The organism is Micromonospora sp. (assembly GCF_048594385.1).
GTDB classification, from domain to species: domain Bacteria; phylum Actinomycetota; class Actinomycetes; order Mycobacteriales; family Micromonosporaceae; genus Micromonospora; species Micromonospora wenchangensis.
Map to the genome: position 1 here is coordinate 1 of NZ_JBMDWU010000124.1, position 8,908 is coordinate 8,908.

At 75.2% G+C, this 8,908-nt stretch carries 5 protein-coding genes; 2 read left to right on the plus strand and 3 right to left on the minus strand.

Annotation, left to right across the window (positions count from 1 at the left end; genetic code table 11):
* Positions 1 to 663, minus strand: a 663-nt coding sequence (locus ACOJTC_RS06185) for an acyl-CoA dehydrogenase family protein (protein WP_420116120.1), incomplete at its 3' end; no start/stop codon positions are given.
* Between the two features lie 249 nt (positions 664 to 912).
* Between ACOJTC_RS06185 and ACOJTC_RS06190 the strand changes: the two genes are divergently transcribed.
* Positions 913 to 2,340: a UDP-glucose dehydrogenase family protein gene (locus ACOJTC_RS06190; RefSeq protein WP_204928269.1), complete on the plus strand. Its 1,428-nt coding sequence runs from the start codon at positions 913 to 915 to the stop codon at positions 2,338 to 2,340.
* A 156-nt stretch (positions 2,341 to 2,496) separates the two neighbouring features.
* A complete protein-coding gene (locus ACOJTC_RS06195) occupies positions 2,497 to 7,398 on the plus strand; it encodes an SCO7613 C-terminal domain-containing membrane protein (protein WP_420116121.1) in 4,902 nt (1,633 codons plus the stop codon).
* 268 nt (positions 7,399 to 7,666) lie between these two features.
* Here ACOJTC_RS06195 and purE read toward each other — a convergent pair whose 3' ends face one another.
* Both purE and ACOJTC_RS06205 read right to left on the minus strand, forming a co-directional pair.
* Entirely contained in the window at positions 7,667 to 8,158 is a 492-nt protein-coding gene (gene purE / locus ACOJTC_RS06200) for a 5-(carboxyamino)imidazole ribonucleotide mutase (RefSeq protein WP_204928271.1), read from the minus strand.
* Positions 8,155 to 8,908 (minus strand): 5-(carboxyamino)imidazole ribonucleotide synthase (locus ACOJTC_RS06205; protein WP_420116122.1); only part of this gene is annotated, 754 nt, incomplete at its 5' end. The genes purE and ACOJTC_RS06205, both read right to left, overlap by 4 nt.

Sequence of the window (8,908 nt, forward strand, 5' to 3'; positions counted from 1 at the left end):
GTCGAGGTAGACCTCCCGCGTCGGGGAGCCCTTGATGCCGAGCTTCTTCTCCGGAGCGCCGAAACTCACCCCCGGGTCGGACTTCTCCACCACGAACGCGGAGATCCCCCGCGACCGGGCGGCCGGGTCGGTGACGGCGAACACGGTGTAGAACTCCGACACCCCGGCGTTGGTGATCCACCGTTTCACCCCGTTGAGGACCCAGTGGTCCCCGTCCCGGACGGCCCGGGTCGTCATCGATGCCGCGTCGCTGCCGGCCTCGGGCTCGGACAGGCAGTACGAGAACATCGCCTCACCCGCCGCCACCGGCGTCAGGTAACGCTGCTTCAACTCCTCCGACCCGGCCAGCAGCAACGGCATCGTGCCCAGCTTGTTCACCGCCGGGATCAGCGACGACGAGGCGCACGCCCGCGCCACCTCCTCGATGACGATCGCGGTGGCCAGGGCGTCCGCGCCGGCCCCGCCGTACTCGACGGGGATGTGCGGGGCGTGGAAGTCGGCGGCCCGCAGCGCGTCGTACGAGGACTTGGGGAACTCCCCCGTCTCGTCGGCCTCGGCCGCGTGCGGGGCCACCTTGGCGGCACAGACCTCGCGGACCGCCTCGCGGACCGCGTCGTGCTCCTCGGGCAACCGGTAGACGTCGAACGTCTGTTCTGCGGCCATGTCGGCCCTCCCCTTTCACCGCTATCATGCGCAGTCTGTGTGCCGTCTCCAGGCCGCCGACTGCCGCAGACTGAAGGATAGCCATCGTGGTTCCCCACCACGTTACCGGCCGGTAGGATCGTGCCGGGCAGGCGTCGACAGCGCACAACTACGCTGACCGAACGACAGGTTTTCCATCGGTGCCCGGCCAGGCGCCGCAGCCGATTGCGACGCAGTGAAGCGCCGCCAGTGCGAGCGGAGAAGACAGGCGTGACGATCCCGTACCCGAACATCCAGCCGGCGCCGACCATCTCCCCGGTGGCGCCCCCCTCGGGTGCGCCGCGTCCCCGGGTGACGTTCCTGGGCACCGGCTACCTCGGCGCGACGTACGCCATCTGCTACGCCGAACTGGGCTACGAGGTGCTCGGCTTCGACGTCGACGCCGACAAGATCGCCAAGCTGAACGCGGGCGAGGTGCCGATCCACGAGCCGGGCCTCGACGAGCTGCTGCGGCGCAACCTGGCCGCCGGCCGGCTGCGGTTCTCGACCGACATCGCCGAGACCGCCGAGTTCGGCGACGTGCACTTCATCTGCGTCGGCACCCCGCAGCGGGCCGACGGCATGGGCGCCGACCTGTCGTACGTCGAGGCCTCGGTAACCGCCCTGGCCCAGCAGCTCACCCGCAAGGCGCTGATCGTCGGCAAGTCCACCGTGCCGGTCGGCACCGCCGAGTGGGTGGAGCAGCTCGTCGGCAAGCACACCCCGGACGACCTGGGCGTCGAGGTGGCCTGGAGCCCCGAGTTCCTTCAGGAGGGCTTCGCCGTCGACGACGTGCTGCGCCCCAACCGGATCGTGGTGGGCGTCAAGACCGAGTGGGCCAACGCCATGCTCTACGCCGCCCACAAGGGCGTCTTCGACCTGGCTGCCACCGAGGACCGGGAGGTCCCGCTGGTGGTCACCGACTTCGCCACCGCCGAACTGGTCAAGGTCGCCGCGAACGCCTTCCTGGCCACCAAGATCTCCTTCATCAACGCGATGGCCGAGGTCTGCGAGGCCAGCGGCGGCGACGTCACCCAGCTCGCCCGCGCCATCGGCTACGACCCCCGGATCGGCAACCGGTTCCTCCAGGCCGGACTCGGCTTCGGCGGCGCGTGCCTGCCCAAGGACATCCGCGCCTTCCAGGCCCGCGCCCAGGAGTTGGGCGCCGGTGAGGCGCTGCGCTTCCTGCACGAGGTCGACCTGATCAACCTGCGTCGCCGCACCCGGGTCCTCCAGCTCGCCGCCGACCTGCTCGGCCGCCGGTCCGGCCCGGCCGGCCCCGACTTCTCCGGCACCCGGATCGCGGTGCTCGGCGCGACCTTCAAACCCAACACCGACGACGTCCGCGACGCCCCGGCCCTCGCCGTCGCCGCGCTGCTCGCCAAGGCCGGCGCCGACGTGCACGTGTACGACCCCCAGGGCACCGAGAACGCCCGCCGGGTCGCCCCCGAACTGGTCTACGAGTCCAGCGTGAACGACGCCGTCTCCGGGGCCGACCTGGTCTGCGTACTCACCGAGTGGGCCGACTTCCGCAACGCCGACCCGGTCGCCCTCGGCGAGCTGGCCGCCGGCCGTCGGGTCGTCGACGGCCGCAACTGCCTCGACGCGGCACTGTGGACGCAGGCCGGCTGGGAGTACCGGGGCATGGGTCGCCCCTGACGACACCGCGACGCGCCGGCGCGGGAGGTGATCCTCCCCGCGCCGGCGCGTTTTTTGTACCCCTAACGGAGCGGCAGGTGTCGAAATCCACGCCCGCTCAGGGCATGCTGCGTGGGGGCGGCGTCCACAGTGCGTCCGGCCGGGTGGAGGGATGTCGTGGAGAGCTTCCAGTGCTCCTCGTGCGGGCGGCAGATCAAGCCGGCGGCCCGCTGCCCCAACTGCGGGGCCGAGCAACCGCAGTGGCGCGAACACCTGGCCGAGATCGAACGCTCCATCGCCGAGATGAAGGCCCGCGACGCCGAGATCGCCCGGGAGCAGCGGCAGATCGCCGCCAAGATGCAGGCCGCCCTCTTCCAGCGGGACATCCTCGCCCACGCCGGTGAGGACCGCATCAAGCAGGCCACCCGGCCGCGCCGGGTGCTGCGCCGCAAGGCGGACCGGCGACCGCCCACCGCCACCGCCGGGGCACCGCCCCGGGTGCCCCGGCAGGGTGCCCCCACCGGGCCGGCCGGCCCCGACGAACCGCCGCTCCCACCGCCGTACCGGACCGCCACCTGGCTGGGTGCGGACAACCCGGAGCACCCGGCCGAGGCGTCCTCCCGCGAGGTGCAGAACATCCCGCTCGGGCTGGGCGCGCTGGTGCTGGCCGTGGCCGCGGTGGTCTTCGCCGCCGTCGCGACCAGTTCGATGGACGCCCTCGCCCGGCTCGGCATCCTGCTGGTCGCCACCGTCCTGCTGCTGCTCGCCCCGCCGGTGCTGGCCCGCCGGGGGCTGACCTCCACCGCCGAGACGATCTCCACGGTCGGCCTGCTGCTGGTGCCGCTGGCCGGGTACGCGCTGTGGGCGGTCGACCGGATCGGCGCGTCCGGGGCGGTCTTCTCCGGGGTGATCTTCGCGCTGACCACCGGCGTCGCCCTCGCCTACGCGCTGGGCACCGGTCTGCGGGCTCCCCGGTTCGCGGCGGTGCTGGCCGCCCAACCCGTGGTGCCGCTGCTCGTCTACGAGTGGATCGGCGGCCCGACCGGCTGGGCGGTGGTGCTCACCGTGGTGGCCGTGCTCGACCTCGCGCTGGTCCGCTCCGGCATCATGCGGGAACGGCCGGCCGCGCCGGAATCCGCCCCCGACCGGCCCGCCGGGCCGCCCCGGCAGCGGGTCGCCCCGGACGGCCGGCCGGAGGGGGCACCCGAGGAGTCGGGCGAGGTGCTCGACGCCACGGCGGCCACCCCGGACAGCGTCCCCCGGCCGGTGCCGTGGCTGGCCCAGACGACCTGGCTGCTGCACGGGGTGGCGGTGGCCCTCGCCCTGGCGTACGCGGTCACCGCGCTGCTGCGGGCGCAGACCGTACCGGCGGCCACCGCCGCCGGCGCGGCGCTGCTGCTGGCCGCGGCGGTGGGCCTGGCCGGCACCCTGCTGCTGCGCCGCGCACCGTTGCCCGACGTGGGCGCCGGCATCCTCACCCTGGCCGTGATCGGCGCGCTGGGACGGGTCGCGTCGGTGGCCTTCCCGGGCCGGGCGCTGCTGCTGATCGCCGCGGTCATCACGGTGACCGGGCTGGCCGTGCGGGCCGTACCGGAAGCCGCCCGGCGGGGGCCGCAGCTCGCCTCCGCGGCGGCGCTGACCGTCAGCGGCCTGGTGGTGGCCGGCGGTGCGCTGCGGGCCGGGCTGGCACCGGTCCAGGCGGCGCTGCCCGCCTGGCGGGCCGACCTGACCGCGTTCCCCGGCGAGGTGGCGGCGGCGGCCGGTCCGTCCGCCGGGCAGCTCGCCGCCAGCGCCCTGCTGCTCACCATCGCGGCGGTGCTCGCCCTGCCGCCGGAGATCCGCCGCGAGTTCGCGGTGGTCGGCGCGGGACTGACCGCACTGGCGGTGCCCGCCTCGCTGGGTCTGGGCTGGGCGGCGGCACCCTGGCCGATGGTGCTGGCGGCGGTCGCGATCGGCGTCGCCGGGCTGTGGGCCGGCACCACCCGGGCGGCCGTGGTGCACGCCGGAGCCGCCACCGTGGTCGGGTTCCTCGGGGCCGGTGCCGCGCTGAGCCGACCGGCGCTGACCGCCGCCGCCCTGGCCGTGCTGATGCTGGCCGGCGTGCTGGTGGCGCTCGCGCCCCGGGTCCGGATCGCCCCGGCCGCCGCCGACGTCCTCTCCGGCTGGGCGGCCGGCGGCGCGTCGCTCGCGCTACCCGGCGCGGTCACCGCGTTCGTCGCGGCCACCGAGCCGTCCGGGCCGGTGCTCACCCCGGCGGTGCTGCGGGAGCTGACGGTGCCGATCCTCGCGGCGGGGTTCCTCGCCGTCTGCGTCACCCTCGGCTATGCGGCGATGATGCAGGTGTCGCAGCGGCACCTGAGCCTGCCGCACGCCGTCGGCACCGGGCTGGGTGCGCTGGCGGTGATCGGGGCCGCCTTCTTCGCCCCGGGCCGCACGGCCGCCGACGCCTGGCTCGGCGGGCTGGTGCTGATCGCCACCGTGCTGCTGCTCTTCGCCGGCCGGATCGACGCACGTCGCCGCTCGGATCTGGCGTTGGACGGCGCCGACCTGGCCGCCGCCGCCGTCACCACGGCGCTGATCGCCACCCTCGCCCGGATCACGGCGGTCATCTCACCCGGCGGGCAGCTCGCGGTCGCCGCCGTGCTGGTGCTGGTGGTCGCCGTCGCCGCGCGGGCGATGCCCGAGGAGTGGCGGCGCGGGCCGGTGCTCGGCATCGCCGTCGGCGCCGCCCTGATCGGGGTGCTGGCCGGCTGGTCGGCGCTGCGCGGCGGGGTGGGTGTGCTGGCCACCCCGGGTCCGATCTGGGCCGGTGACCTCACCGGTTGGCCGGCCGCGCCGACCGGCGGCTCGACCTGGCAGGCTCCCGTCGCGCTGGCGCTGCTCGCGCTGGCCGCCGCGATCCTGCTCCCCACCCCCTGGAAGTACGACGTAGCCGGGGTCGGCGTGGTGCTGGCCACCGTCGGCGTCCCGGCCGCCTTCGACCTGCCGTGGTGGTCGCCCGTCCTGGTGGGGCTGACCGTAGCCACCGTCTTCGGTACCGCCGCGGTGGCCTCCGCCGACCCGCGTGCCGGGCTGTCCCGGGCCACCGTGGCCGGGGTGGTCGCGCTGCACGCCGCCGGGGCCGGGCTGGTGCGCCCGTGGACGACCGCGCTCGCCCTGGGCGGCATCGCGCTGATCGGCCTGACCGTGGCGGCGATGGCCCGGTCCCTGGCCCCCTCGCTGGTCGAGGACGTCGAGACCGAGGGGATGCCGCCGCACCTGGTGCAGATCGGTGGTCTGGCGACCGCCGCCGCGCTGCTCGCGCTCCCCGGCGCGGTCGCCGCGCTCGCCGCCGAGTTCGGCCACGGGGCGCAGGTGGTGCTGACCGCCGCGCTGGCCGCGTCCAGCTTCGGGCTCGCCGCGGTGGCCGCCGTCCGCCGGCAGGTCCCGCAGTATCTGCCGTACGCGAGCGCGGCGGTCGCCGGTGGGGCGACCGTCAGCGCCGTGGCCGCCATCTTCGTCGACCTCCCGTCCGGGGTGTTCGCCGCCGCGGCGGCGCTGCTCGGGGTCCTCGCCGAACTGGTCCGGGCGGCGACCGTGCCACCGGTCGGGTCCGCCCAGCCGGTACGTCGCTGGGCGGTCCTGCTGGACGGCGCGCTGCGCCGGCTGCCCGACGACGGCACGCAGCGACGCTGGCGGATCGACCCGGCCGCCGGGGCGCTGGCCGCAGCGGCCGTGCCCACCGTGCTGGCCCTGATCTCCCTCGCGCCGCTGCTGTTCGTGGCGCTGGTCGAGCCGCACCGGATGCTCGCCCACGTCTGGCAGGGGCCACCGCCGCAGTTGCGGACCCCGCCACCGGAACTGGTCGACCCGACACACGTGCTGACCGCGCTGCTGCTCACCGGCACCGCCGCGCTGGCCGCCACCGGCCTGTCCGGTGGCCGCCGGTCCCGGGCGGTGCCGGTGGTGCTGCCCGGTCTCGCGGTGACGCTGCTGATCACCCCGATCGCGTTGGGCATGGCCTGGCCGCAGAACGCCCTGGCCGCCCTCGCCGTCTTCACCATCTCGATGCTGGGGCTGGCGTTGACCCCGCCGCCCCCGCTGGCCGAGCGGGCCCGGTCGCTGCGGCTGGCCCGGGTGCTGGTCTTCGTCATCGGGTTGGCCGGTGGTGGCGCGGGGCTGGCCGGCAGTCTCGCCAGCGAGGGGCTGACCCTGTTCACCCTCGGTGGCGCGGTCGGCGTCGGGGTGGTCGCCGCGCTCTTCGGCACCACCGGGCGGGCCCGCATCCTCGGCTGGCTGTTCGCCTCGCTGATGGCGCAGCTCTTCGTGCTCACCGCCGGTCTGGTGGCCGGTTTCCCCGCCGTCTGGTCGGCGTTCGGTGTGCTCGCGGTGGGCGCGGCGTTGCAGGTGTTCGCCGCGACGCTGCCCCGGCTGCGGCGACCCGAGGCGCACCGGGAAGCCGCCACCGTCGAGTGGAGCGGGTACGCCGCAGCGCTCATCGCCCTGGCGCTGGCGTTCGACTCGCCCCGGCACATCGCCGCCCTGCTCGCCGCCTGGGGCGCCGTGCTGGGGGTGGCCGCCGTCCGGCCGGGGCGGCGACCGGTGGAACGCCGCATCCTGTTCTGGGCCGTGGTCGCCTGCGAGATCGTCGCCTGGTGGATCATGATGCGGGTCGCCGACGTGGCGCTGCCCGAGGCGTACACGTTGCCGTTCGCGGCGCTCGCCCTGCTGGTCGGCATCCTCGAACTGCGCGACCGCCCCGACCTGTCGAGCTGGGTGGCGTACGGCCCGGCGCTGGTCGCGGCGTTCGTGCCGACGCTGGCGATCGTGCTGGCCACCGACTCCAGCATGCTGCGTCAGGTGCTGCTGCTGCTCGGCGCGGTCGCGGTGCTGGTATACGGCTCGACCAGCCGGCAGCAGGCCCCGGTCATCGTCGGCGCGGCGGTGACCGCGATCGCGGCGGTGCACGCCCTGTTCAGCCTCGGCCCGTGGCTGGTGCTCATCCCGGTCGGCCTGGTCCTGCTGGTGCTCGGGGCGAGCAACGAACGCCGCCGCCGCGCCCAGGACCGGCTCCAGACCGCCCTGCGCTCCATGCGTTGAATCGGAGGGTCACGGCGGGGTCGGACGTGGTCGGGCTCGGTGAGCCAGGTGGTCGTGGGCGGGCGCATCGCGGCCAGGGGTGGACCGGGCGGTCACGCCCCGGCCGGAACAGCCCGGGGCCGGGCACGGTGATCGACTCGCCTGGGACGACGTTGCGGTATCGACGGGGCCGGATACCGCAACATCGGCCCCATTGCGCGGGCTGCCTGGCCCGAAGGGCGGCCCCGCCCGGGGGCGGCCGCGCCTCGTGGGCGGTCCCGCCTCAGGGTCAGGTCAGGGAGGCGCGGAGGGCGGCGTCCTTCTCGGCGACCAGGTCCTCCAGATCGGCCTGGAAGGAGACCATCCGGGCGCGCAGGGCCGGGTCGGTCGCGGCCAGGATGCGGACCGCGAGCAGGCCGGCGTTGCGGGCGTTGCCGATCGACACGGTGGCCACCGGGATCCCCGCCGGCATCTGCACGATGGACAGCAGCGAGTCCATCCCGTCCAGGTGCTTGAGCGGCACCGGCACCCCGATCACCGGCAGCGGGGTGACCGAGGCGACCATGCCGGGCAGCGCGGCGGCTCCGCCCGCCCCGGCGATGATCACCTTGAGTCCCCGGTCGGCGGCGTCCCGGCCGTACTCGATCATCTTGACCGGGGTGCGGTGCGCGGAGATCACCGCCACCTCGTACGGGACGTCGAACTCGTCCAGGGTGGCGGCGGCGGCCTTCATCACCGGCCAGTCCGAGTCGCTGCCCATGATCAGCCCGACGGTGCTCACCCGTGCCCCTCCCGCAGCCAGCGGGCGGCCCGCGCCGCCCGCGCCCGTACGTCGTCCAGGTCGTTGCCGAGCACCGTGACGTGCCCGATCTTGCGGCCGGGTCGGACCTGCTTGCCGTACAGGTGGACCCGGGCGCCCGGTTCGGCGGCGAAGAGGTGGTGCAGCCGCTCGTCGAGGGAGATCCCGCCCGGCTCACCGCCGAGCACGTTCGCCATCACCACCACCGGGGCGGTCAGCGAGGTGTCCCCCATCGGGTAGTCGAGCACCGCCCGCAGGTGCTGCTCGAACTGCGAGGTCCGGGCCCCCTCGATGGTCCAGTGCCCGGAGTTGTGCGGGCGCATCGCCAGCTCGTTGACGACCAGCCCGGTGTCGGTCTGGAACAGCTCCACCGCCAGCAGGCCGACCACGCCGAGCGCGGTGGCCAGGTCGATGGCGAGCTGCTGGGCGGCGACGGCCGACTCCTCCGGCAGGCCGGGCGCGGGGGCGAGCACCTCGACGCAGATCCCGTCCCGCTGCACCGTCTCCACCACCGGATACGCGGCGACCTGTCCGAACGGCGAGCGGGCCACCTGCACGGCCAGTTCCCGGCGCAGCGGCACCCGCTCCTCGACGAGCAGCGAGGTGCCCCCGGCGAGCAGGGTCGCGGCCAGTTCGGCGGCCTGCCCGGCGTCGTCGACCAGCCACACGCCACGCCCGTCGTAGCCGCCCCGGGCCGCCTTGAGCACCACCGGCCAGCCGTGCTCCGCGCCG